This window comes from Amycolatopsis sp. cmx-8-4 (assembly GCF_046548675.1).
GTDB lineage: Bacteria > Actinomycetota > Actinomycetes > Mycobacteriales > Pseudonocardiaceae > Amycolatopsis.
In genome coordinates this window covers 205,857-230,425 of the sequence record NZ_JAEBDZ010000007.1, presented here as the reverse complement: position 1 = coordinate 230,425, position 24,569 = coordinate 205,857, and the positions used below count along the sequence as shown (strand labels likewise).

General features: G+C 70.4%; 21 protein-coding genes and 1 pseudogene. 10 read left to right on the top strand and 12 right to left on the bottom strand.

The features are described from left to right. Positions 1–66: 66 nt before the first annotated feature. Genes ACLJQZ_RS17290 through ACLJQZ_RS17270 form a run of 5 tightly spaced genes read right to left on the bottom strand, consistent with a single transcriptional unit; the run spans position 67 to position 5,463 of the window. On the bottom strand, positions 67–933 hold the full coding sequence (locus tag ACLJQZ_RS17290; protein ID WP_410621000.1) for an NAD(+)/NADH kinase: 867 nt from the start codon (positions 931–933) through the stop codon (positions 67–69). A gap of 46 nt (positions 934–979) precedes the next feature. Further along, the gene (locus ACLJQZ_RS17285; protein ID WP_410620999.1) at positions 980–2,434 is read right to left on the bottom strand and encodes a flavin-containing monooxygenase; all 1,455 of its coding nucleotides are present in this window, start codon (positions 2,432–2,434) and stop codon (positions 980–982) included. Further along, complete coding sequence (locus tag ACLJQZ_RS17280; RefSeq protein ID WP_410620998.1) at positions 2,431–3,282, bottom strand: SDR family NAD(P)-dependent oxidoreductase; 852 nt, start codon at positions 3,280–3,282, stop codon at positions 2,431–2,433. Before ACLJQZ_RS17280 ends, ACLJQZ_RS17285 begins: the two co-directional genes overlap by 4 nt. Beyond that, positions 3,266–4,156 carry an alpha/beta fold hydrolase gene (locus tag ACLJQZ_RS17275; RefSeq protein WP_410620997.1) on the bottom strand — a complete coding sequence of 297 codons (891 nt, stop codon included), beginning with the start codon at positions 4,154–4,156 and terminating at the stop codon, positions 3,266–3,268. Before ACLJQZ_RS17275 ends, ACLJQZ_RS17280 begins: the two co-directional genes overlap by 17 nt. Beyond that, the gene (locus tag ACLJQZ_RS17270) at positions 4,153–5,463 is read right to left on the bottom strand and encodes a cytochrome P450 (protein WP_410620996.1); all 1,311 of its coding nucleotides are present in this window, start codon (positions 5,461–5,463) and stop codon (positions 4,153–4,155) included. Before ACLJQZ_RS17270 ends, ACLJQZ_RS17275 begins: the two co-directional genes overlap by 4 nt. A gap of 99 nt (positions 5,464–5,562) precedes the next feature. Here ACLJQZ_RS17270 and ACLJQZ_RS17265 point away from each other — a divergent pair, with 99 nt between their 5' ends. Then, positions 5,563–6,150 carry a TetR/AcrR family transcriptional regulator gene (locus tag ACLJQZ_RS17265; protein ID WP_410620995.1) on the top strand — a complete coding sequence of 196 codons (588 nt, stop codon included), beginning with the start codon at positions 5,563–5,565 and terminating at the stop codon, positions 6,148–6,150. On the opposite strand, the gene ACLJQZ_RS17260 is transcribed toward ACLJQZ_RS17265, so the two are convergent. Further along, a complete protein-coding gene (locus ACLJQZ_RS17260; protein ID WP_410620994.1) occupies positions 6,128–7,192 on the bottom strand; it encodes an amidohydrolase family protein in 1,065 nt (354 codons plus the stop codon). The two genes, ACLJQZ_RS17265 and ACLJQZ_RS17260, sit on opposite strands and share 23 nt — an antisense overlap. 62 nt (positions 7,193–7,254) lie before the next feature. Here ACLJQZ_RS17260 and ACLJQZ_RS17255 point away from each other — a divergent pair, with 62 nt between their 5' ends. The 4 genes and pseudogenes from ACLJQZ_RS17255 to ACLJQZ_RS17240 all read left to right on the top strand — a co-directional run bounded on the left by ACLJQZ_RS17255 (position 7,255) and on the right by ACLJQZ_RS17240 (position 10,925). Next, complete coding sequence (locus ACLJQZ_RS17255) at positions 7,255–7,797, top strand: TetR/AcrR family transcriptional regulator (protein WP_410620993.1); 543 nt, start codon at positions 7,255–7,257, stop codon at positions 7,795–7,797. Between the two features lie 174 nt (positions 7,798–7,971). Beyond that, on the top strand, positions 7,972–8,391 hold the full coding sequence (locus tag ACLJQZ_RS17250) for a cupin domain-containing protein (RefSeq protein ID WP_410620992.1): 420 nt from the start codon (positions 7,972–7,974) through the stop codon (positions 8,389–8,391). Positions 8,392–8,584: 193 nt separating this feature from the next. Then, positions 8,585–9,780: pseudogene (locus ACLJQZ_RS17245) on the top strand (acyl-CoA dehydrogenase family protein). A gap of 101 nt (positions 9,781–9,881) precedes the next feature. After that, positions 9,882–10,925: an alcohol dehydrogenase catalytic domain-containing protein gene (locus tag ACLJQZ_RS17240; protein ID WP_410620991.1), complete on the top strand. Its 1,044-nt coding sequence runs from the start codon at positions 9,882–9,884 to the stop codon at positions 10,923–10,925. 21 nt (positions 10,926–10,946) lie between these two features. On the opposite strand, the gene ACLJQZ_RS17235 is transcribed toward ACLJQZ_RS17240, so the two are convergent. Then, complete coding sequence (locus ACLJQZ_RS17235) at positions 10,947–11,924, bottom strand: SEFIR domain-containing protein (protein ID WP_410620990.1); 978 nt, start codon at positions 11,922–11,924, stop codon at positions 10,947–10,949. Between the two features lie 221 nt (positions 11,925–12,145). Between ACLJQZ_RS17235 and ACLJQZ_RS17230 the strand changes: the two genes are divergently transcribed. Genes ACLJQZ_RS17230 through ACLJQZ_RS17210 form a run of 5 tightly spaced genes read left to right on the top strand, consistent with a single transcriptional unit; the run spans position 12,146 to position 18,796 of the window. Next, a complete protein-coding gene (locus ACLJQZ_RS17230; protein WP_410620989.1) occupies positions 12,146–12,772 on the top strand; it encodes a toll/interleukin-1 receptor domain-containing protein in 627 nt (208 codons plus the stop codon). Positions 12,773–12,775: 3 nt separating this feature from the next. Continuing rightward, entirely contained in the window at positions 12,776–14,410 is a 1,635-nt protein-coding gene (locus ACLJQZ_RS17225) for a CATRA system-associated protein (RefSeq protein ID WP_410620988.1), read from the top strand. Further along, positions 14,407–15,036, top strand: coding sequence for a hypothetical protein (locus ACLJQZ_RS17220; RefSeq protein WP_410620987.1), 630 nt, complete (start codon positions 14,407–14,409; stop codon positions 15,034–15,036). Before ACLJQZ_RS17225 ends, ACLJQZ_RS17220 begins: the two co-directional genes overlap by 4 nt. After that, positions 15,036–18,182 carry an ATP-binding protein gene (locus ACLJQZ_RS17215; RefSeq protein ID WP_410620986.1) on the top strand — a complete coding sequence of 1,049 codons (3,147 nt, stop codon included), beginning with the start codon at positions 15,036–15,038 and terminating at the stop codon, positions 18,180–18,182. The genes ACLJQZ_RS17220 and ACLJQZ_RS17215 overlap by 1 nt, the downstream gene beginning before the upstream one ends. Positions 18,183–18,235: 53 nt before the next feature. After that, positions 18,236–18,796 (top strand): dihydrofolate reductase family protein, encoded by a 561-nt coding sequence (locus tag ACLJQZ_RS17210; protein WP_410620985.1) that lies wholly within the window; start codon positions 18,236–18,238, stop codon positions 18,794–18,796. Here ACLJQZ_RS17210 and ACLJQZ_RS17205 read toward each other — a convergent pair. The 5 genes from ACLJQZ_RS17205 to ACLJQZ_RS17185 form a co-directional block, all read right to left on the bottom strand. Continuing rightward, positions 18,778–20,154, bottom strand: coding sequence for a hypothetical protein (locus ACLJQZ_RS17205; protein WP_410620984.1), 1,377 nt, complete (start codon positions 20,152–20,154; stop codon positions 18,778–18,780). The genes ACLJQZ_RS17210 and ACLJQZ_RS17205 overlap by 19 nt on opposite strands. 102 nt (positions 20,155–20,256) lie before the next feature. After that, the gene (locus ACLJQZ_RS17200; RefSeq protein WP_410620983.1) at positions 20,257–21,012 is read right to left on the bottom strand and encodes an Asp23/Gls24 family envelope stress response protein; all 756 of its coding nucleotides are present in this window, start codon (positions 21,010–21,012) and stop codon (positions 20,257–20,259) included. Positions 21,013–21,216: 204 nt separating this feature from the next. Next, positions 21,217–22,206, bottom strand: coding sequence for a 3-oxoacyl-ACP synthase III family protein (locus ACLJQZ_RS17195; protein ID WP_410620982.1), 990 nt, complete (start codon positions 22,204–22,206; stop codon positions 21,217–21,219). Further along, complete coding sequence (locus tag ACLJQZ_RS17190) at positions 22,203–24,059, bottom strand: ThiF family adenylyltransferase (protein WP_410620981.1); 1,857 nt, start codon at positions 24,057–24,059, stop codon at positions 22,203–22,205. The genes ACLJQZ_RS17195 and ACLJQZ_RS17190 overlap by 4 nt, the downstream gene beginning before the upstream one ends. Before the next feature lie 338 nt (positions 24,060–24,397). After that, on the bottom strand, positions 24,398–24,547 hold the full coding sequence (locus tag ACLJQZ_RS17185) for a hypothetical protein (protein WP_410620980.1): 150 nt from the start codon (positions 24,545–24,547) through the stop codon (positions 24,398–24,400). Between the last annotated feature and the right edge of the window lie 22 nt (positions 24,548–24,569).

Genomic DNA, 24,569 nt, shown 5'->3' with positions numbered 1-24,569 from the left:
AAGCGGACTTTCACGTGAAAGTGCTGCTTTGTTCCGCAAACTCGCACTTTCCCTGGGAAAGATGCGTCAGTGGTCGCCGTCCTGGGGGATCTCCGCCGAGTCCGTGAGGCGCAGCTTGCGGCGCGCCCGCTGGTAGAACGTCGTCATCCCGAGGCGGACCACCCGGGCCGCGCTCGGGCGGCCTCGCAGGTCCAGGCGGTCGCCCGGGGTGACGTAGCCCGCGACCTGGCCGTCCACCTCCACCGCGAGGCGGCCGCTCGTCGGCAGGACCTCCAGCGCCACCGTGTCGTGCACCGAGAGCACCACGCCCCGGCTGTACGCCGAGTGCGGCGCCGCCGGCGTCACCAGCAGGGCCTCCACCGACGGGCTCGTGATCGGGCCGCCCGCGGAGAAGCTGTACGCCGTCGAACCGGTCGGCGTCGCGACGATCACCGCGTCCGCCGAGTAGCTCACGAACGGCTGGCCGTTGACGCGCACCGCGACGACCGCGCTGCCGTCGCCGGGGACGCGGACCACCGCGATGTCGTTGAACGCCGTGATCCGCCGGCCGTCGAACACGGCGTCGACGGCGAGGCGCGGCTCCACCGTGAACTCGTTGCCGTCGATCGCCGACAGCGCGCCCGGCAGGTCGGGCACGTCGACCTCGGCGAGGAACCCGAGCTTGCCCAGGTTCACCCCGAGCACCGGCGCGCGCTGCCCGTCGGCCAGCCGCATGGCGCGCAGCATCGTGCCGTCGCCGCCCAGGCTGACCAGCAGGTCCGAGCGGCGGCCCAGCTCCTCCGACGTCACGCCGATCGCGGCGCACTTCAACCGGACGATCTCGTCGGCGATGCCGAGGATCTCGATGCCGCGGTTCCCGGCCCAGCCGAGCACCGCCTCGACGGCGGCCGCGGAATCGCGGCGGGGGTGCAGGACCAGACCCGCGCTGTGCATCAGCGGGCCCGGCGGGGTGAAGGCGTCATGCGCCCAGTCTGCACGCTCAGGCGGGCCGCCGCGAGAACCGCAGCGCGCCGTCGTCGATCCGGCCGTGCCGCAGCTTGACGACGTCGTGCGCGTAGCTCATGCCGAGCGTCCACGGCGCCCGCGACCCGGCCTTCGGGAACGCGTCGATCGCCCGCAGCACGTACCCGGCGTCGAAGTCGAGCAACGGCCGCTCGGTGACCGCCGGGTCGTCGTTCACCGGGACGGCCTGGTCCTGCCCGGTCCGGTCGAGGTGACGCAGCAGCCGCACGACGTACTCGCCGACGAGGTCGGCCTTGAGCGTCCACGACGCGTTCGTGTAGCCGATCGTGAACGCGAAGTTCGGCACGCCGCTGAGCATCATTCCCTTGTACGTCATGGTTTCCGGCAGCTTCACGACGTGCCCGTCGACGGCCAGCTCGATGCCGCCGAAGGCCAGCAGCCGCAGCCCGGTGGCGGAGACGACGACGTCCGCTTCGAGCTCGTCGCCGGACTCCAGCCGGATGCCGGTCTTCGTGAAGGACGCGATCCGGTCGGTGACGATCGAGGCGTCGCCGTGCTTGATCGAGCGGAACAGGTCGCCGTCCGGCACCAGGCAGAGCCGCTGGTCCCACGGCTGGTACTTCGGCTTGAAGTGGGTGTCCACGGCGTACCCGGGCGGCAGCTGCTTCATCGCGGCCTTGCGGATCATCGCCTTCACCACGCCGGGGCGGCGCCGGCTGAGCTGGTAGATCAGCGTGCTCACGGCGACGTTCTTCCAGCGCGCGATGGGGTAGGCCAGCTTGGGGCCGAGCAGGCCGCGCAGCCGGTTGGCCAGCGCGTCCTCCGACGGCAGCGACAGGATGTAGGTGGGGGAGCGCTGCAGCATGGTGACGTGCTCGGCGCGGTCGGTCATCGCCGGGACGAGCGTCACGGCCGTCGCGCCGCTGCCGATCACGACGACCTTCTTGCCCGCGTAGTCGAGGTCCTCGGGCCAGTGCTGCGGGTGCACCACGGTGCCACCGAACTCCTCGATCCCGGGGAACTGCGGGGTGTGGCCGCCTTCGTAGTCGTAGTAACCGCTGCACAGGTACAGGAACTTCGCCGTGAAGCGGACGGGCTCGCCGTCGTGCGCCGCCTCGACCGTCCACAACGCGTCCTCTGTGGACCATTCCGCGCGGATCACCTTGTGTCCGAACCGGATGTGCCGGTCGATGCCCGCCTCGGTCGCGGTGTCCCGGACGTACTGCAGGATCGACGGCCCGTCGGCGATGGCCTTCTCGCTCGTCCACGGCCGGAACCGGTACCCGAGCGTCTGCATGTCCGAGTCGGACCGCACGCCGGGGTAGCGGAACAGGTCCCACGTGCCGCCGATGGCGTCGCGCGCCTCGAGGATCGTGTACGTCTTGCGCGGGAACGCTTCCCGCAGGTGGTGGGCGGCACCGACGCCGGACAGCCCGGCCCCGACGATCAGCACGTCGACGTGCTCGGTCATTTCACGGCCTCCGTCTGCCGGGCACGCATGCGGTTCCGCAGGCGGGAGAGCACGGCGTAGTAGTGGGTGGGGGTGACGCGGGTGAGCGCGTCGAACAGGTAAGCGTCCGGCCCGACCAGGATACGGGCTTTCCCGCGGTCGACGCCCGTGTGGATGATCTCCGCGGCCCGTTCGGGCGACGTCATCGTCATCGCCTCGAACTGCGCGGCCATCTCGTCCTTCGTGCGCCCGCGGCCTTCGGGGTCACGCCGCACCCGGGCGTTGCGCGCGATGTTCGTGGTGATCCCGCCCGGGTGCACGGTGATCGCGCGGACGCCGGTGCCGCGCAGCTCGTGGCGCAGCGACTCGGTGAAGCCGCGCACGGCGAACTTCGCCGCGCAGTAGGCGCTCTGGTGCGGCATCCCGGCCAGGCCGAACACGCTGGACGTGTTCACCACGGCACCCGAACCCTGCTCGGCGAGGATCGGCAGGAACGCCCGCGTCCCGTGCACGACCCCGCGGAAGTTGATGTCGTGCAGCCAGTCGTCGTCCTCGGGCACCGCGTCGAGCACGGTCGAGGTCACCGCGACGCCGGCGTTGTTGAAGACGGCGGCCAGCGGCGCCGGGAGCCAGTCGCGCACCTCATCGGCGAAGCGGAGCTGGTCGGCGGCGTCGCGGACGTCGAGAACCCGGGTGAGGACACGTCCTCGCAGGCCGGCCGCGGTGGCCTTCAGGCCGGCTTCGTCGACGTCGGCGATGGCGACGGGGGAGCCGAGCCGGGACAGCCTGGTCGCGAGCGCGCGGCCGATGCCGGACGCCGCGCCGGTGATCACCACCGGGCGGCCGGTGAGGCTAGGTGGTCGGGACATCGCTGCTCCTCGCGTGGCCGGCGATCAGGTCGAGCAGGGCGGGCCACGCGCCTTCGGGCAGGTTGTGCCCCATGCCGCGGATGGTTTCGAGACGGGCCCCGGGAATCGCCCGCGCCGTGGCGGCGCCGCCGGTCGGGTGCACCATCCGGTCGCGGTCGCCGTGCACCACGAGTGTGGGCGCGGTGATCTTCTTCAGCCACGCCGTCCGGTTGCCGGACTTGAGGATCGCGCCGAGCTGACGGCCCACACCGCCCGCCGTCGGGTCGCGGTCCCAGCCCGTTCCGGCCCTTTCGCGCACCCAGGCCTCGTCGAAGGGGAAGCCGTGCGAGCCGATGTGCCGGAACATCTTCACGGCGCTTTCGACGGCCTCTTCGCGCGACTTCGGCGGCTTCGCGCCCATCAGCCGCAACGTCGAGAACGCCGGACGGCCGATCAGCCGGGACCCGGTCGTCGACATGATCGACGTCAGGGTCCGGACCCGCGTGGGGTGCAGCGCGGCCACCGACTGGGAGATCATGCCGCCCATCGACACCCCCGCGAGGTGCACGCGGTCCAGGCCCAGCGCGTCGAGCAGGCCCACGGTGTCGGCGGCCATGTCCCTCAGATCGTACTGTTCGGGCGGGAAGCGGCCGGCGAACATCGCGGGCAGCTTCGCCGGCCGGAACCGCGGGTGCGTCGAGCGCCCGGCGTCGCGGTTGTCGAACCGGACGACCTGGAACCCGCGCCCGGCCAGCTCGGCGCAGAAGGCGTCGGGCCAGCTGTGCAGCTGCTGGCCCAGCCCGGCGACGAGCACCAGCGGTTCGGCGCCGTTGTCCCCGATCCGTTCGTAGGCCAGCGAAATCCCCCGGCCGACGTCGGCGATCTGTTCGTTCACGCGGTTCCTCCCCGGCGGCGCACGACCACGCGCCCGCCCTTGGCCGGGGCGTAGGCGACGCCCCGGGAGTGCCAGCGCTCGTCCGCCTCGGTGGTCGGCTCGAGCGTGAAGTCGCGCAGCAGGGTGCGCAGGACGACGGTCATCTCCATCGTCGCGAACGCGGCGCCGATGCAGCGGCGGGTGCCGCCGCCGAACGGGATCCACTGGTAGAGGTCCGGTCGCGCGCCGGCGAAGCGGTGCGGGTCGAACGTCGCGGCGTGTGGGAAGAGCGTGTCGTCGTCGTGGATCAGGGCGATGCTGACGAGCACCACGTACCCCTTCGGCAGCGTCCACTTGCCGAGCCGGAAGCCGTCCTGCTTGACCTGCCGGGCGGTGAGGTCGATGACCGGACGGGTGCGCTGGACCTCGAGGATCGTCGCGTCGAGCAGCTTGCTGTCGGTCGCTTCGGCGAGTTCCCGCAGCACGCCGGGGTGCCGCCGGAGCCGTTCGACCGCCCAGGCCAGCGTGGTCGCGGTGGTTTCGTGCCCGGCGGTGAGCAGGGTGAGCAGCTGATCGGCGATCTCTTCGCGGCTCAGCTCGGCCCCGTCGTCGTAGCGGCTCTGCAGCATCAGCGCGAGGACGTCGTCACGCTCGTCGAGACGCTCGTCGGCGCGGGCCTTGGCGATCAGCCGGTCGACGATCGCGTCGTAGTCGCGCCGCAGCCGCTCGAAGCGGCGCCACGGGTTCAGGCGGCCCTTCTTGGAGATCGGCAGCACGGCCAGCCGGGAACCTAGCGTCACGAACGGCGGGAGCAGCGCCCGCAGCTCGGCGAATTCGGCCCCTTCCGCGCCGAACACCGCGCGCAGGATGGCGTTGAGGGTGATCCGCATCATCGACGGCAGCGTCGCGAACGCGCGGCCCTCCGGCCAGCTCGCCAGCTCCCGGACGGTCTCTTCCTCGACGATCTTCTCGTAGGCGGCGAGCCGGCGGCCGTGGAACGGCGGCACGAGGAGCTTGCGCTGCCGGCGGTGTTCCTCGCCCGAGAGGGCGAACAGCGACCGCGGGCCGAGCACGCGCCCGAGGTTGACCTCCTGGTTGTCGACCAGGTCCGGCCCGGACATGAACAGCTGCTTGATCTCGGCCGCGCCGCTGATCACCACGGCGTGGCCGAAGATCGGCACGTTCACGGTGAAGGCGTCCCCGTACTTCTCCCGCAGCCGGCGCATGCCGCGCAGCGGGCTGGTCAGCGCGTAGGCACCCTGGACGGCACGGGGCGCGGCCGGCCCCGGCGGCAGCGTCACGGGCCCTGGGCGTGTCACGGTCGTCATCGACATCTCCCCGCTCGGTGGTACGCGAACGTACCGTCGGTACGGTACGCCGGGGTACTATCCGGTTTCAAGGGGCTCCGGCTGCGGAAGGGGTATAGCGTGACGACGGTGACCACGGTCGAGACCCACCGGTTCCGGCAGCGGCTGCTCGACGGCTTGGCCGCCTCGATCACCGAGGACGGCTTCCGCGACACGACGGTCGCCGGCATCGTCCGCCGGGCCCGGACCTCGCGTCGCACGTTCTACGAACACTTCTCCAGCAAGGAAGCGTGCTTCGTCGCGCTACTGGCCGAAGCGAACCGCCAGATGATCCGCCAGATCACCGAAGCCGTCGACCCGCGCGCGCCGTGGGCCGATCAGGTGCGCCAAGCGATCGAGGCGTGGATCGCCGCCGCGGAGTCGCAGCCGGAGATCACCCTGAGCTGGATCCGCGACGTCCCCGCGCTCGGCGCCTCGACCCGCGAGCTGCAGCGCGAGGCGATGGAGGGCTTCATCGCGATGACGCTGCGGCTGACCGACACGGCCGAGATGCGGGCGGCGGGGATCCGGCCGCTGTCCCGGCAGCTGGCGATCATGCTGCTGGGCGGGTTGCGCGAGCTGATCGCGACGACCGTCGAGGACGGCGGCCGCGCCGGCGACGTCACCGAGGTCGCGGTCCGCGCGTCTATCGCCCTGCTGGGGCCGTGACTGCGGTACCGGCGCACCAGACCCGGGTGATCGCACGGGTGGCCCGGATGTCCGCGATCGGGTCGCCGTCGATCAGCACCAGGTCGGCGCGCAGGCGCGGCTGAACGGCGCCGCGGTCGTCGAGCCCGAAGTGCCTCGCGGGCAACACCGTCGCCGCGCGCAGGGCGTCCACAGTGGACAGTCCGGCGTCGACGAGCAGCTCGAGTTCGTCGTGCAGGCTCACGCCGTGCGCGACGGTGGCCGGCACGCCCGGCTCGGTGTTGGCGTCCGTCCCGGCGAGGATGGGCACACCCGCGCGGTACAACGCCGTCACCGAGGCCTTCGCGCCTTCGTAGAGCTGCGGCTGCCCGAAGGCCGCGGACACGCCTTTCATCATGGTCAGCGTCGGCGCGACGATCCCGGCGCGGGCGACGTCGTCCGCCGTGATCGGGGCGCCCAGCGGTGCGTGCGTGAGGATGTCGACGCCGGCGTCGAGGCCCATCGTGTAGGCCCCGGCGGAAGTGGCGTGCGCGACGACCAGCAGCCCGGCCTCGTGCGCGGCGTCGGTGAGCGCGCGGGCGGCAGGCAGCTCCGGGCCGCCGCCACCGGGCGCCTCCAGGACGATCTTCAGGTAGTCGGACCCCGCCGCGACCCGCGCGGCGACGAAGTCCTTCGCCTGCCCGGGATCGGTGATGACGGCTTCGGCGGGCATGCCGGGGATCCGGGCGTGCATCCCGCCCGGCCCGATCGCCGGGATCCCGGCGCTGCGGATGTCGGTCAGGCCCGGCCGGTCGCGCAGTGAGGCGAGCAGCTCGGCCGAGAAGGTGGCCATGTCGAGGGCCGTCGTGACGCCGTGGCGCGCCAGCTGTTCGAGGTTCTCGGGGCCGTGCAGGTGGATGTGGGTGTCGATGAGCCCGGGCAGCAGGACGCCGCCACCGCCGTCGACGGTGTCGGCCCCGGCCGGGTCGGTGCCGATCGTGCCGCCGTCGATCACGACCGTGCGCGGCTCGGTGAGCCCGGTGCCGTCGAAGACCCGGACGTTCGTGACGGCGGTCCTGCTCATGCGACACTCCCCGATAAGGAACGGTACTGTTCACTAAGCACGGTACACGGGAAGGGCGGGCGATGCCGGACACGCGGCGACGGGGCGACGACCTGGTGCGGGCGATCTACGCGTCGACGCTGGCCGAGCTGGCGGAGGCCGGCTTCGAGGAGCTGAGCTTCGAGAAGATCGCCCTTCGCGCCCACACCGGCAAAGCGGCGCTCTACCGGCGCTGGTCGACGCCCGCGGAACTGGTGCTGGCCGCCCTGACCGACCCGGTCGCCGGCTTCGGCGAAACCCCGCCGCCCGGCACCGGTGATCTGCGTACCGACCTGCTGGTGCTGCTCGGCGGTTTCGCCCGCGTGCTCGACGAGCCGCACGGGCGCGCGCTGGTCCAGCTGATCACGCAGCGCCGGCGGCACCCGGCGCTGTTCGAACGGGTCCGCGACCTCGTGTTCCGGCCGCGGCAGGAGCTGATCCTGGAGCTGCTGGGGGAGACCGGCACCGCTCGCCTCGCCGCCGTCGGGCCGCGGCTGGTCCTCGTCGCGCACATCGAGGCCGGGCCGGTCTCCGAGGCCGAGGTCGAGGCCATCGTCGACGAGGTGCTCCTGCCGCTGGTCGGCTAGGCGCTGTCCTGTGAGTCTGCTCGATGGGCTTCGTGATCCAGGTGGTTCCTGGCGGTGCGGGCGGGTCGCCCTCGTACCGGGTTGTACTCGGGTGAGCCGCCCGTTCCGTCAGGGGCCGCCTGGGCGCGAAGACCGCGAGCTTGACTCGCAGGACAGCGCCTAGGTTCGAGGGTCATGGAGAGTGACAACACCCAGAGCGTGTTCGACGTCCTCGCGGAAGCCGCGGCGCTGCCCGGGACCGCCGAGACCATGCTGGTGGACAAGTACTTCGTCGACAAGGCTTCGGCCAGCGCGCGGATCTTCCGGATCTACCGCGAAGTCCCGCTGCACTACCACGACGACTGCGACGAGCACCTCTACCTGCTCAGCGGCGGCGGCACGTTCCACCTCGACGGCGAGGAGTTCGAGGCGAGGCCGGGAATGTTCCTGGCCTTCGAGCGGCGCAAGGTCCACGGCTTCCCGAGCATCACCGCGGAGCCGTTGGTCGTCCTGGCGATCGACGTCCCCCGCCGCCGCCCGGACGACATCGTGTTCGTCGACCCGTCGGCCGGGGACGCGAAGAGTTTCATGGCGCGCAACACCGAGCGCGACTGACCCGTTCCCAGCGCGCGGACGTCCGTTGACAGCCACGGAGCGTCACGGTGTACTCGGGATCATGGACGGCAGCCCCTTCACCCGCTGTACCGCCTGACCCATCCCATCCCGATCACCCGCTGCTTTGCCGTGCCCGAAACGGGTTCCGGTGCGGCGGGCGATCCGTCCTGCCCGCGCAACGATCGGAAACCCCATGACCACAACGGAGAAGACCGCCGCCGACTGGATCGCGACGGCGAAGGACGTCGCCGCGAAGCTCGCTGTCGACGCCGTCGAGCGCGATCGCGGCAACGCCACGCCGTACCAGGAAGTCCGGCTGCTCAAGGACGCCGGCCTGGTGACCCTGCTCGGGCCCCGCGAACACGGCGGTGGCGGGCAGACCTGGGACACCGCCTACCGGGTGACCCGCGAGATCGCCCGCGCGGACGGCTCGATCGGGCAGCTGCTCGGCTACCACTACCTGTGGGCGTGGGCGGCGCGCCTGGTCGCCACCGACGAGCAGATCGGCGTCGTCGAAGAGCTGTACACCACCGGCAACCTCTTCTTCGGCGGCGCGGTCAACCCGCGCGACTCCGACCTCGCCATCACCGAAGACGGCGACGACATCGTCTACAATGGACGCAAGTCGTTCTCCACCGGCAGCAAGGTGTCCGACCTGACCGTGCTCGAAGGCATCCTCGAAGGGACCGAGGACCACGTCTTCGCGATCGTGCCGTCCGCACAGGACGGGATCGTCTTCCACGACGACTGGGACAACCTCGGCCAGCGGCTCACCGAGTCCGGCAGCGTGACGATCACCGACGTCCGGGTGCCGTGGGCGAACGCGGCCGGGTACGTCGACCGGACGTTCCGCCCACTGACGTACAACACGCTCAACGTGCCGGCGATCCAGCTGGTGTTCACCAACTTCTACCTCGGCATCGCGCAGGGCGCCCTGGAAGCCGGGCTGGCCTACACCCGCGAGCGCACCCGCCCGTGGCCGTACGGCGGTGACGACAAGGACGCCGCCACCGAGGAGTGGTACATCCTCGACGGCCACGGCGACCTGCAGGCGAAGCTGTGGGCGGCCGAGGCGCTCACCGACAAGGCCGGCGCCGCGATCTCGCGGGTGCTGCACGCGTCGCGGGAGGAGCTGACGCCGGAAGCCCGCGGTGAGCTCGCCGTGCTGATCGCCGCGGCCAAGCAGCGCGTCATCGAGACCGGCCTGGAGATCGGGACCCGGATCTTCGAGCTGACCGGCGCCCGGGCGAGCGCGGCCAAGTACGGCTGGACCGGTTCTGGCGGAACCTCCGCACGCACTCGCTGCACGACCCGGTGGCCTACAAGCGGCGTGAGGTCGGCGTTTACGCGCTGCGAGGCGAGGTGCCCGAGCCGACCTGGTACACCTGAGCCACTGTCTCTAATTGCGACAGCCGGGCGGCGCCCACCGTCCTACCGTCGGTGGGCGGCCGTGCCCGGACGCGGGTGCCGGGCGGTCGCCGGAGGCGACGATGAAGGCGCTGGTCTACCACGGTCCGGGCGCGAAGGCCTGGGAAGACGTCCCGGACGCCGCCGTCCAGGAACCCACCGACGTGGTCGTGCGCGTCGACACGACCACCATCTGCGGCACCGACCTGCACATCCTGCAGGGCGACGTCGCCGCGGTGACCGACGGCCGGATCCTCGGCCACGAAGCGGTCGGCACGGTGACGGCGGTCGGCGACGCGGTCCGGGCGTTCGCCGTCGGCGACCGCGTGCTCGTCCCGGCGATCACCCAGTGCGGCCGCTGCGAGTACTGCGGGCGCGGGATGCCGTCGCACTGCCAGACGGTCGGCGGGATCGGCTGGATCTTCGGCCACCTCATCGACGGCACCCAGGCCGAGCTGGTGCGCGTCCCGTTCGCGGACACGTCGCTGTACGCGGTCCCGGACGACGTCACCAACGAGCAGGCGATCTTCCTGGCCGACTCGCTGCCGACGGGCTACGAGGTCGGCGTCCTGGCCGGCCGCGTGCGCCCGGGCGACACGGTGGCGGTGGTCGGTGCGGGCGCGGTCGGCCTGTCGGCGATCCTGACGACGGGCCTGTGGGGCGCGTCGAAGGTGATCGCGGTGGACTCCAACAAGTTCCGCCTCGAGAAGGCCCTGGACTTCGGCGCGACGGACGCGATCGAAGCCGGCCCGGACACGAAGGCCGACGTCCTGGCCATGACAGACGGCCTGGGCGTCGACGTCTCGATCGAGGCGGTCGGCTACCCCCAGACCCTGCAGACGGCGGCGTCGCTGGTCCGCCCCGGCGGCCGCATCGCGAACATCGGCGTCCACGGCGTCCCGGTGGAGCTGCCGATGCAGGAGATGTGGATCCAGAACGTCACGCTGACCATGGGCCTGGTGGACACGGTCTCGATCCCGACGCTGCTGAAGATGGTGTCCTCGGGCCGCATCCCGGCGGAGAAGATGGGCACGCACACGTTCACCTTCGGCGAGATGGACGAGGCGTACGAGGTCTTCGCGAACGCGGCGGCCAACTCGGCGCTGAAGGTGGTCATCACCCCCTGACGCCTGGTGGGCGGCCGGGCGTCAGGTCATCGTCGGGTCGCCCCAGGCCAGCTCCGCCGGCCGCCCCGCCCGGGGCCGCACCGACACGGCGGCGCCGCCGAAGGGCGAGCCGCCCGCGCCGGGACGGGACATCTCGAGCCGCAGCCGGAGCGCCCCGGTGACGTCGAGGTCGATCGTGGCCGGCTTCCCGAGCGCCACCTGGTGGGCGGACTGCGGGGCGCCGTCGAGGAAGACCTGGAAGTGCCCGACCTGGAACGGGTCGGCGGCGTCGTCGAGCACCCCGACGACCGCGGTCAGCCGCTGGTAGTGGCCGCCGAGGTCCAGCTCGACGTACCCGTCCGAGCCGGCCGGGCGCTTGGTGGGCCGCAGCACGATGCTGTTGTCGTAGCGGATCCCGTCGATCAGGGCGCTGTCACGGCGGATTCCGTTGCTGGCCACGATCCACGGCAGTTCGCTGGCCGACACCTCTTTCACCGGCGCTTCGCCGTTTCCGCGCCACTGCCCCCGCTGGGGAATCGGGTACTGACCCCGTCCGGTGATCGCCGCCAGGAGTTCGGTCACTCCGGCTTCCGTGAACTCCTCGATCTCGTACCTCGTCGTCGAGTAGGCGTTCAGGAAGGTCGGGATCTCCTCGATCGAATGCCCCGGGAGCACGACGGGCAGGACCCGTTTGGCGCCGTCGCGGAGATCCTTGGTCAGCTTGTCCCGGATGATCGCGGTTTCGAACTGGGCCCCGCGTCCCTCGTCCGGCGATGCCAGCCCTTCGGCCCGGTCCTTGTAGAGGCGCGACGCCACGACCAGGATGAAGTCCGCGTCGCGCAGGTGCTCGGTCGCCCACAGGGACCAGTCCCGGCGTTCGTTGTCGTACCACCGGTCCAGCACGACTTCGAGCCCGATCCGGCCGTGCAGGAACGTCGCGAACCGCCGGACCTGTTCCTTGTGCTCCGGGGTGTCGTGGGAGTAGCTGACGAACACCCGCGGCGCCTCGTCGTCGGGCATCGACACTCCTCTTGACGGGCGGGTCGGTGATTCACCGAGCCGGACCATCGTCTTTCCGGAAACATTCAGCGAGCGGCCGGACTTGGTCGCTACGCAGTCATCTATCCATTTTCCGCGGATCTGTCAAGGTTTGATCGGTGACCTTCCGGTTTCGTGGCCAGTAAATGTCCAGAATCTGTCAGGTTTCTCGTCTATCTCGGCGAGGTGTGTCGATCTAGGCTGTGATCCGCCTGGTGGGGAGCGGTGAAGGAGCGGCGGCACGCGTGTACCAGTACGACGTCTTCATCAGCTACCAACGTGGCGACCGGGTGGTTCCGGCGTGGGTCAGGAATCATTTTCATCCACGGTTGTCGGAATTGCTGGACAGCAATCTCGACCGTGACGTGAAGGTCTTCTTCGACGAGACCCTGCCCACCGGTTCGCACTGGCCGGCGGAACTGCGGACCGCGCTGCAGCGCACGCGGATCCTGGTGCCGGTGTGCTCTCCGAAGTACTTCCAGAGCGAGTGGTGCCTCGCCGAATGGCACTCGATGGCGAAACGGGAGGAACTGGTCGGTCGCGCGACGCCGGAGCGGCCGCGGCGGCTGATCTACCCCGTGATCTTCTGCGACTCGCGGAACTTCCCGGCGTACGCGCACGAACGCAGCATGCGGGACCTCAAGCAGTGGAACCTGCCCTACGAACACTTCCAGGCCTCGCCGGCGTACCTGGACTTCCACCAGGAGGTCGAGAAGATCGCCGAAGAGCTCGAAGTGCTGATCGACCTCGCGCCGGACTGGCGGCCGGACTGGCCCGTCGACACCCCGATGCCGGAGCCGCCGAACCGGCCCCGGATGCCGAGGTTCTGAGGCATGCCGGGGTCGGTCTTCACCTTCTACTCGTACAAGGGCGGCGTCGGCCGCAGCTTCACCCTGGCCAACGTCGCCGTGCTGCTGGCGCGGTGGGGGAACCGGGTGCTCTGCCTGGACTGGGACCTGGAGGCCCCCGGCCTGAGCGACTACTTCCGGGAGAAGCTGACCGGTCCGCCCCTCCGGGGGGTCGTCGACCTCGTCGACGACTTCCGCGCCGGCCGGTTCGACCCGGCGATGCACATCACCCGGCTGACCGGCGTGGGCGCGCTCGACTTCGTCGCCGCCGGGCGCGAAGGAGCCAGGTACGCCGGGCGGGTCCAGGACATCGACTGGGAAGGCCTCTACGACGAGGGGTTCGGCGACTACCTCGAGCGGTGCCGCGAGTGGTGGACGGCCGAGTACGACTTCGTCCTGATCGACAGCCGCACCGGGATCTCCGACATCGGCGGCATCTGCACCGCGCACCTCCCGGACCACCTCGTCGTCCTGTTCACCGCGAACATGCAGAGCGTCCGCGGCGCCGTCGACCTCGCCCGGCGCGCGGACGTCGCCCGCGACCGGATGCCGTTCGACCGGCCGCGGCTCACCGTGCTGCCGGTGTTGTCCCGGTTCGACAACCGCGAAGAGTACGACCGGTCGGAGAAGTGGCGGCGCATCTGCGTCGAGGAGACGGCGGACCTGTACCGGACGTGGCTCGACCAGACCGTGGACGCCGACACGATGTCCCGGCACCTGACGCTGCCCTACGTCTCGTACTGGAGCTTCGGCGAGCAGCTGCCGGTCCTGGAGGAGGCGACGCCGAGCGCCGACCAGATCGGCTTCGCCCTGGAGACGGTGGCCGCGGTGATCGGGCACCGGCTGGACCGCACGGACCTGCTGGCGGGCAACCGTGACGCCTACGTCGCGACGGTCCGCGAAGTCCGGCGCGAGTTCGCGCACGACGTCCGCGTCAGTATCCCGCGGTCCTCGGTGAAGGTCGCGAACGCACTGGTCGCCGAGCTGGAGCGGCTCGACGTCCGGGTCGGGAAGTCGTTGTCGGGCGACCGATCCCTGCTCGCCCGGGCCGAGGACGACGCCCGGCACCTGTGCCTGGTCATCGACGGCAAGGTCAGCCGCTGGCAGTCGGCGGAGATCGAGCTGTTCCTGCACCGGACGCTCGGCCAGGACCGCCGCGTCATCCCGGTGCTCACCCCGGGCACCGAGCCCAACGCGCTCCCGGGCTACGTCGGCAACCTCCGCTACCTGCGCCTGGGCCCGTCCCGCGGCCCGGCCGAGGTGGCCCGCGACCTGGTGGGCCAGCTCCAGGGCTTCACCCCGCTCGTCGACGCGGACGAACCCGATCTCGCCGCGCTGCTGCGCCAGACGCTCCAGGCGTGGCTGCGCCCACCGCTGTGGGACCTCGTCGACGAGCTGGTCCAGGACCTGCGCGCGGCCGTCGGCGGCGGCGATGACGCGCGGGTCAAGGACCTCGCGGCGGACCTCGCCCTGGTCATCAAACCCCGTTCCCCGAACGGCGACCGCCACCACGGCGTTCCGCTCGAGACCCGCAAGTCGATCGACATGCTTCTCCACGTCCTCGACGCCCGGGCGAAGACCACGTTTCAGCACACGAACCACCGGAAGGACCTCGGATGACCGACCGCTTGGGACACAAGCAGACCGCGGCGATGTTCACGCTGATGGTGCTGGGCCGGGAGGTGCCCAACCCCGAACTGCAGGAACGAGTGGGGTTCACCCTGACCGGCAAGGACCGCACACAGCTGAACGACACCGGGTACGTCGCCAGCGAGAAGGTCGGCCGCACGTTCGTCCACCAGCTCACCGACAGTGGATGGGCGTGGTGTGAGGCGGAGATGCAGGAACAGACCCCGCCACCGCCGCGGCCGCAGAGCGTTCTCTGCTCGGCGCTGTACCTTGTCCTGAGCGGTCTCGGAGGTTTTCTGCGCCAGGAGAAGCTCCGCCCGGCCGACGTTTTCGGTGTCGAGGCCGAACCGGAGCCCGAAGACCTCGAAGGACGCATCCGGATCGCCTACCGCGAACTGGTCAAGGAACCGCGCGGCTGGATCGGGCTGGTCGACCTGCGGCTCAAGCTCGGCGCGCCCGCCGACGAGGTCGATGCCGTGCTGAAGGAGCTGAGTGGGGCCGGGAAGATCCACCTGGTGCCGGAGGACAACCGCAAGGCCCTCACCGCCGCCGACCACGAGGCGGCGATCCGCATCGGTGGTGAGGACAACCACCTGCTCTCGATCGAGGCGCCGTGATGGACGAACTGGCAGCGTTGGCGGCATTGAGGTTCGACTGGGCGGACACCCCCGACCACGTCTGGCGGGATTCGCCGTACCACGTCGACGGGCTGCACGCCGATGCCCTCACCGCACTCGACACGGGCATCCGTGACGCCGCGGCCAGCGACGGCCCGAGCCCGATCGGCCTGGTGCTGCGTGGGCTGAAGGGCGTCGGCAAGACCCACCTGCTGGGTTTGGTCCGCCGTCAGGTGCACCGCGCGCGTGGCTATTTCTTCCTCGCCGAGGTCACCGCCGCGGACGCGTTCTGGGACAACACGGCCGAGGCGTTACGCCGGGGACTGTCCCGGCCGGACGAGTCGGGCGAGTCCCAGCTGAAGAGCTTCCTGCTGCGCGTGTGCCTGCGGGCCCAGGTCGACGCCGAGGTCACGACGAGGCTCCGGCGGGGCCGCGGGGTGACCTCGGACGACGTCGAGGCGTTCGTCGACGGGGTAGCGCATCTCGACGAGACGGTCGCCTATGACTGCGGTGACACGGCCCGCGCGCTCGTGCTCCTCGCGAGCCGGGACCGGAGCGCCCGGTACATCGGCGAGGACTACCTCGACGGGGACGACGAGCTCACGTCCGACGCCAAGGACTGGGGCATCCGGCCGCGCCCGAAACCCACTCGCGTCCTCGTGCAGGAGATCACCCGGCTGCTCGCTTTGACCGGCCCGGTCGTGATCGCCGTGGACCAGCTCGACACTCTCGTCGCGCGGTCGGTGAAGCGGACGCAGCAGATCGGGGACAGCACGGAGGAAGACCTGCTCGTGGCGCAGATCGCCGACGGGCTCATGGGGCTGCGCGAAGTCACCCACAAGACCCTGACGGTGCTGGCCTGCCTGCCCAGCACGTGGGAGCAGATCAAGACGAAGGCGGCCGGCACCGTGCCCGATCGCTTCCGCGAGTCCGTGACGCTCGGCCGGATCACCGAGGCCCGGCTCGGCCGGGCCCTGGTGGAAAAGCGGCTCGGCGTGGCCTACCGGGCCATGGAGTTCACGCCGCCCCACCCGACCTGGCCGGTGGCGCTCGAAGCCTTCGACCGGCCTTGGGAGCAGTGGACCCCGCGGGTCCTGTTGCAACGCATCGTGGCTCACATCGACACATGCCTGCGCACCGGGCAGGTCACGGAGCTCACGTCCTTCGACGAACAGGCTCCGGTGCCGGTCGCGCCGTTGCGGACCGTGCTGGAAACAGACCAGTTCGCCGCGCTCGACACCGAGTTCGAGAAGCTGAAGGCGGAAGCCGATCCCGAGAAGCTGCGCAACGAGAAGACCGAAGACAAGGTCATGCCGAATTTGCTGTCGGCCGCGTTGCGCAGCTGGATCACCGAAGTCGGGGACGACAACCTGGAATGGGTATGCGAGCACCAGAACGGGCGCGGCGAACTGCACGCCTGGCTCACCCGGACGGTGGACGAGGCGTCGGATCTCCAGGAGCACTGGGGATTCCGGGCGATCGCCGCCCGCGACGCCCGGGCCGCGCTGAGCCGGTTCCGCAAGGCCCGGTCGGCGGCGGGGCAGCGGCCGGGCGCGGACAACCGGCACCTCGTCATCATCCGGGCGCTGAAGTGGTCGCAGGGCAAGAAGACCCGGGAGGAGGTCGGCGCCTTCGAGACCGCGGGTGGACGCACCAAGCCGTTGTCCGACCCGGATGTGCGTACGTTCTGGGCGCTCGACCGGATGCTCGAGACCGGTGGTCGCGAGCTGCACGAATGGCTCGTCGACCGGCGGCCGGCCAGCCGCTCGGAGCTGTTGTCGGCGGTGTTGCCGCCGCCGTCGAACGGGCAGCGCTCCGAGGTGAAGGCGCCGTCGTCGGGGCAGGCTGCCGAAGGGACGCATCCGCCGCCGGTGGTGGTTGAGCAGCGTGGGGGAGAAACGCACCCGCCGCCGGGGGAAGGGGAGATCACGCTCGGCACGGTCGTCGGGTCGGGAGAGCCGGTGCGGATCGGGCTTTCGGCGCTGCGCAAGCACGCGGCGATATTCGCCGGGTCCGGGTCGGGGAAGACCGTGCTGCTCAGGCGGATCGTGGAGGAGTGCGCTCTGCTGGGGGTGTCCGCGATCGTCCTGGACCCGAACAACGACCTCTCCCGCCTCGGGGACGCCTGGCCCGAGCCGCCGGCCGGGTGGGGGCCCGATGATGCCCAGCTGGCCAAGCGGTACCTGGCGGAGACGGACGTCGTCGTCTGGACGCCCGGGCGGGCGACCGGGCGGCCGCTCGCGTTCCAGCCCCTGCCGGACTTCGGCGGCGTTCTCGACGACGCCGACGAGTTCACGGCGGCCGTCGAGGTGGCGGTGGCGACGCTGGCGCCGCAGGCGCGGCTCACCGGGACCACGGTCAAGGCGAACATCGGCCTGGCGGTGTTGCGCCAGGCCGTGATCCATCACGCGCGGACCGGGTCGCGCAGCCTGCCGGACCTGATCGGGCTGCTGTCGGACCTGCCCGACGACGTCAGCAACCTCAACGACGCCAGGCGGATCGCGGCCGACCTGGCCGAGGTGCTGAAGGCGGCGATGGTCAACGACCCGCTGTTCGCCGGCGGTGGTGAGCCGGTGGACCCGGGTGTGCTGCTGACGCCGGCGCCGGGGCACCGGGCGCGGGTTTCGGTGATCAGTTTCGTCGGGCTGCCGGCGGAGGAGCAGCGGCAGAACTTCGTCAACCAGCTGCAGATGGAGCTGTTCGCCTGGATCAAACGCAACCCGGCGGGCGACCGGCCGCTGGGTGCGTTGTTCGTGATGGACGAGGCGCAGATGCTGGCGGCGTCGGGCACGCTGACGGCGAGCACGCGCAGCACGATCGTGCTCGCGTCCCAGGCGCGGAAGTACGGCTTGGGGCTGCTGTTCGCGACGCAGGCGCCGAAGGGGCTGCACAACCAGGTGGTCGGCAACGCGATGACGCAGTTCTTCGGCCGCCTCAACAGCCCGGCCCAGATCGCGGCGGCCAACGAGCTGGCCCGCGCGAAGGGCAGCCCGGTCGCGGACATCTCCAGGCTGGAGCGCGCGCAGTTCTACGTGGCGGGGGAGGCGTTCGGCTTCCGCCAGGTGGCGACCCCGCTGTGCCTGACCCACCACCCGGCGAGCCCGTTGCGCCTGGAGGAGGTGATCAGCCGGGCCAGGGAAGCCTGAACCTGTCGATCCGGGCGTCGCCCGTTCGACGCGTGGGTGAAGGAGGTTCTCTCGTGTCCCAGGTGATCTTGTACATGTCGATGTCCCTCGACGGCTTCATCGCCGGCCCGGACGACCGGGCCGGCCAGGAGCTCGGCCGCGGTGGCGGGCGGTTGTTCGACTGGCTGGACGACCGGCTGGGGGAGGGGGTGAACGGCCAGGTGTACCGCGAGGCCTTGGCCACCGGCGCGGTGATCTCGGGCCGCCGGACGTTCGAGCTGGCCGGTCGCTGGCAGGGCGACCACCACGACGGCGTCCCGATCCACGTCCTGACGCACCACGTGGACCCCGGCGACGAGCCGCCGGGAAGCGCCCGGTTCTACACGGATGTCGTCGCGTGCGTGACCGACGCGGTGCAGGCGGCCGGCGACCGGCCGGTCATGGTGCACGGCGCGGGTGCGGCGCAATCGTTGCTGCGCGCGGGTTTGCTCGACGAGCTGGAGATCCACTTGGTCCCGGTCCTGCTCGGCGGCGGCCGGCGGTTGTTCGCGGAGTCGGAGCGGGTCGAGCTGGACGTCGTTCGGCGACTGGACGGAAACGGCGTGACCCACCTCCGTTACGCAGTTTCCGGTTGAGCAGAGGGCTGAGCGTCGTCGCCGATTCGGTGCCGGCCTTCCGCGATGATCACGTCTGACTTGTGGTGAACGTTCTGCACCTCTCGCACGACTCGCTGCCAGTGCCGGATGGACGCCCCCGGCATGTCGGCTTCTCGGAGGATCTCGACCCGGTCCTGGCCGTTCAGCCAGATCAGGAACGAGCGATCCACCACGTTCAGCCGCCGGGCGCCGAAGTCGTAGTCGAGGACGATCGGACTGATCTCGAGGTGGTGCATCTGGAATTCGGCGATGTTCGGCAGTTCCTTGAGGAGGTCGCGAGTGCTCGGACCGGTCCCCAGGCCGAACAATTCGATGAAGTCGACGATCTCTGTGACCTGGAGGCCGCCTTCGAGCCGGGCGACATCGCTGGCGATCACGGTGTACAGCGTCCACTGGTAGATCTCGGCCAGGTCGGCGCTCGGTCCGGCGGAGAAGCTGTCGATGAAACTCGTAGACCTGCTGGACTGGTCGCGAACGATGTCCTGCATCAGCTTCTTCGCGAGTTCCAGGGACCCTACCTGACGGACCTTGCCCTCGGAGTCGCCGATGATTCCGGCGGCGACGCACGCTTGGTAGCAGACCTGCTGCACGACCCAGACGCTACCCAGGCAGTTCTCCAGGATGTGGTCGCGAAAGTGATCGTCGAACTTGAGACCGATCAGGTTTTCACCTTTCTCGATCACGTCCTCCAGTTCGGCTCTCGACCAGTGGTCGGCGTTGACCGTGCTCAGCGCCCTTGAGAAGGACTTCTGCACACTGCTCGGCAGATAGTGGAAGTCTTCCAAGATGATCAGGGAGGTGAACTTGATGGACTTGAGTGCCCGGATCATGTCGTTGATGTCTTCGGGATCGAGTTCCAGGGGTTCTGTGGTCCGCGTTCGCTCCTGGGAGCTCTCGAGTTCCCCGCCGGTCGACGTCGTCAGGCCGAACGCGGAGATCTTGAAGTTCAGGTCGATCTTCGCGTTGATCTTCGATTTCCCGGAAACGGTGGTCGAACTCGAGCGTTCGACGCGATACCCGACGGCCTTCAGGATCGCCGCGTTCAACTCCGACAGGCTGGCGATCTCGATGCAGGCCACCACGACGTGGGGCTTGTCGTTGATGTTCCACTTGCGCAGGCAGGTCTTGCCCTGCTTCGAGGAGCCGTGGATGACGATGTGGTGGTTCTGGTTCAACGCGAGGAAGAGTTTGTTGTCGACCTTGTCCCGCTCGACGTAGTTCTTCGGCAATTCGCGGGATATGCCGAAGACTTCATCGACGAATGTCAGCTTGAGACTGTCTTCGGGGAATCTCGGATAATTTCCGACGAACTTCCCGGAATCATCGATGAAGTTCACGGATCCACCCTGCCGACATCGATCGTTTCAGTGATGAAGCACGACAGTAGACTCCGCTGGCCCGGTCCCGGGGCGCGCCCCCGGGACCGAACGCGGTCGATGTCAGTCGGCGTCGGGGAAGTGGATGTCGGCGATGTGCACGTCGACGCCCTCGACGTCGAGGCCGAGGAACTGTTCCACCGCGTCGATCACGTCGGTGCGGATCTTCTCGGCCAGGGCCTTGACGGCGTGGCCGAAGTCGATCACCACGGAGATGGTGATCGTGGCGACGTCGCCGTCGACCGCTACCTCGACGTCGTCGCTGGTGAGTTCGTGGACGCCCTCGGCCTTGCGGGCCACCCGGTACACGATCGTCACCACGACGTCGTCGCCGATGGTGGTGGCGCCGCGGGTGCCGGCGGCGGGGCGGGCGGCGGCCGCGACGACTCGCTCCGCCTCGTCGACGACCTCGACCGCCGCGACGGGTTCGACCACCACGGCCTCGGCCTCGACCGGCGTCGCGACTCGGTCGGTTTCCTCTTCGGGCACCTCGACGACAGAGTCGGCCGCGTCCTCGGATTCGGTCGTGTCTTCGTCCGCGGCCGCCTCGTCGGACTCCTCGATGACGGCCTCGTCGTCGAGATCGCCGGTCGCCTCGTCGGTTTCGGCCTCGGCGTCCTCGGTCACGACGTCCGTCGCGGTGTCCTCGGTGTCCTCGGTGTCCTCGATGTCTTCGACGGGCTCGGTGGTCTTGGCCGTGTCGGCCTCGATCCCTTCGGTGGCAACGACTTCGGGGGTGGTGTCGGCCGGGGGGTACCCGCCGGTGGCGGGGGTGCCGGAGTTGGGACGGCCGAAGATGCTGTTGATGACGTCGGACATGGGTTCCCCTTTTCGGGAGCGACGACTTCGGGTGGGGACGAGCAAGACGGCGCCACTATAGGGCATGACCGTGACCCCGATCACGTACCCCACCGTCGGGTTTCCCTTGTGTCCCAAAGATGTCCACATTTCGCGCGACGTCACTCGCGGTGGTCGGGCGGTGACGCGGCCCCGGCTCGGAAGCCGGGGCCGCTCCCGCTCACCTCACCCGTGGCGGAAGCACAGCGTCCCCCACTGGAAGCCCGCGCCGATGGACGAGACCACGTACGTGTCGCCCCGGCGGACCGCGCCCTGGCCGAACGCCGCGTGCAGCGCCGTGAACACGCCGGCCGAACCGGTGTTGCCCAGGCGGTCCACCGTGATCGGCGCCCGAGAGCGTGACACGCCCAGCTTGTCCAGCGCCGCCGTGATGATGTTCGAGTTCGCCTGGTGCAGGAAGAAGTGCGTGATCTCCTCCACCGACAGCCCGGCCTCGTCCACCGCCCGCAGGATGCTGTCCGGCAGGCAGCGGGTCGCCGTGTTCCAGACCGCGCGGCCGTCCATCTTCAGGTAGTGGTCCGACGCCGACGCGGCGGCCGGCGGGAGGCGCGAACCGCCCGCCGGGATCTCCACGTCGTACGACAGCTCCGTGCCGAAGTCCCAGCCCAGGAGCCCGGCACCCGGCGAAGACGCGCGGGTCAGGACCGCCGCGCCCGCCGCGTCTCCGAAGAACACGCGCGTCGTGCGGTCGGCCGGGTCGGTGACGCGGGACGCGCAGTCCGCCGCGATGACCAGCACCGTCGAAGCCGCCGACGTCTGCAGCAGGTGCGCCGCCAGGAACAGCGCCTGGACGCCGTTCGCGCACGCCGCCTGCGTGATGTCCAGCGTCAGCGCGCGGTCCGCGCCCAGCAGCTCCTTCACGATCAACGCCGTCGAGGGGAGGGGCTGGTCGTAGGTGTAGGTCCCGACGATGATCGCGTCGACGTCGCGGGCGGTGATGCCCGCCGCGGCCAGCGCGGAGTGGGCCGCCGCCACGCACATGTCCGACGTCGCGCGGTCCGGCGCGAGCCGGCGGCGGACGCGGATGCCCGTGCGGCTGATGATCCACTCGTCCGACGTGTCCAGCGTCGCGGCCAGCTCGGCGTTCGTGACGACGTCCGGCGGCAGGTGGACGCCGGTGCCGGTGATCGTGACCGGGACGGCCAGCGCGCTCACACCGCACCGCCCGCGTAAACGCTGCGCGCCGGGCTGAGCTGCTGGGAAAGGTCCGTGTAGAACCGGCCCGACTCGCACGGGCGGCCGAGCAGGATGCGGCGGGACGCCTCGGCGCACAGTGCGCCACCCAGCGCGACGCCGGACGCCAGCTGCGGCCAGCTGCTCAGCGTGCGCCTGAGCTCGTTGAACGACGCGGCCAGCTCGGGGCTGATCCGGTCGGCGTCCACCATCGCCAGGATGAGGTCGACCTTCTCCTGGTAGCCGAGGTTCGCCAGGTCCACGGACTTCACGTCGCCGAGCAAGCCGTGCAGCAGCGCCCGGTCGGGCTCCCGGTCGAACCGCTCGACGTCGAGCATGCCGCGGTCGTTGCAGTCCATCACCACCGGGATGCCGAGATCACGCGCGTACTCGCGGGCCGCGATCTTCACCCACGGCGTGTCGCATTCCTCGACGAGCAGGTCGATCCCGCCGGCGAAGAAGTCCTCGATCGTGTCCGCGGTCAGCCCGTCGCGCTCGATCTCGATGTCGAGGTAGGGGTCGATCTCGAACATCTGCCGCGCGGACAGCACGGCCTTGTTCACGCCGAGGTGGTGCACGCCGGCGCGCAGCCGGTTCAGGTTGGACAGCCCGAAGTCGTCGAAGTCGGCCAGCCGGTACGCGCCGCCGATGCCTTCCAGCGCGAACGTCAGCGCCGCGCTGTTGCCGACCGAGAGGCCGATGATCCCGATCCGCTTGCCGAAGAGGTCACGCTGTTCCGGCCGTTCGATCCGGCCGCGGTTGCGGTCGGTGCGGACGAGCCGGAACTCCTCGCGCGGCAGCACGTGCACCAGCCGCCCCGACCACGGGTACCACACCCAGGTGCCGTACTCCCACGCCGCGACGCCGGTCAGCTGCTCGCGCTTCTTGCGGTCGATCTCGGCGTCGTCCCGGCACGCCGGTTCGCGGCTGCGGACCAGTTCGGTGAGCTGCTCGTCGAGCGTGTCGTGGACCTCGCGGACCTCGCCGGAGGCCAGCAGCCGGGTGAGCGCGTCGTGGTCGGCCGCGGTGAACAGCACCGGCTGCCAGACGTCGCGGTCGGGCGTGGCGGCTTCGGTCAGCGTGAGCGGCGCCGCGCGTGGCGCCCGCGGTGCGGGGAGCAGCGGCGACGGGCCGCTCGCGGCGATCAGCGGGAACTCGTCCCGCAGCCGCGTCACGAGGTCGTGCTGCCGGCCCGCGCCGTCGAGCACGCGGTGGAACATGATCACGACGTCCTCGTTGTAGTGCGGGACGTAGCGGCGGGTGCCGGGCACCGGCCGGAAGCCGAACCGTTCGTGGAACCGGTCCTGGCCGTCCTTCGTGCCGGACGTGCCGATCATCGCCCGCGCGCCCAGGTGGTGGGCCGCGCCGATCGCCAGCGCGTTGAGGTACTGCCCGAGCCCGAGCTTGCGGGCCCGGTGCTCGACGACGAGCCGGCTGTGCTCGAACATCTCGGACACGGGAATGCCTTCGGCCGCCAGGAGTTCCTCGTAGCTCGCGTCGCCGAGGTAGGCCCGGGACTGGAACCGCTCGCCGGAGTCCGGTGTGGACAGCCGGATGTAGCCCAGTGGCTCACCGCCGGGGCTGCGGCGGGCGATGAAGTGCCACGCGCCGAAGTCGAGATCCTGGTCGTCGGCGTGGGAGCCGTCCGAGCGGAGGAACGCGGGGCGGCGGCCGTGGTCGAACAGGATCCGGGCGCGCAGCTCGCGGACCGCGTCGATCAGGGTGTGGTCGCCGGCGCCCGGCTGCGGCCCGCGGAAGGCGGTGACGTGCCAGTCCGGCGAGCCGGGCTGCGGGGACCACGATTCGCGGGGGCCGGGGTGGTTCAGGTCGGTCAAGTTCCGTCTTTTCTCAAGGAGTTCCGGGGGACCTGTCCGGCCGCGGCGAGCGTGGTCCGGACCAGGGCAGGCGGGACACTAGCAGCGGGCGGACGGCCCGGCCCGGCGGTGCGCCGCGGCGATATTCCCGCTCGGCCCAGCCGGGAAATCCTTTACTCGTAAGAGAATTGACGGTGTGTCACACATGAAGACCACGAACGATGAAGATCGACCGGCGGCATCACTCGATGGAGTGGCGGTGTCTCTCGCAGGGCGACGGAGAGAGGATCAAGCCGGCCACGCTCCACAGAGGATTGTGGTCGGCTTCACAAGCGCGTCTTCCCCCCCGCGGGGGAGCGTCAGCGGTGCTCGAACAGTCCAAAAGGGACACTCGACGCGAGCGCCCGGTACCCGGCCGGGTCGAGGTGCAGGTGGTCGCCGACGTCGTAGGCGGGCCGCAGCTGCCCGGGCACCGCCGGATCGCGGGCCACGCGGTCGAAGTCGGGCACCGCGACGAAGTGGCCACGGATC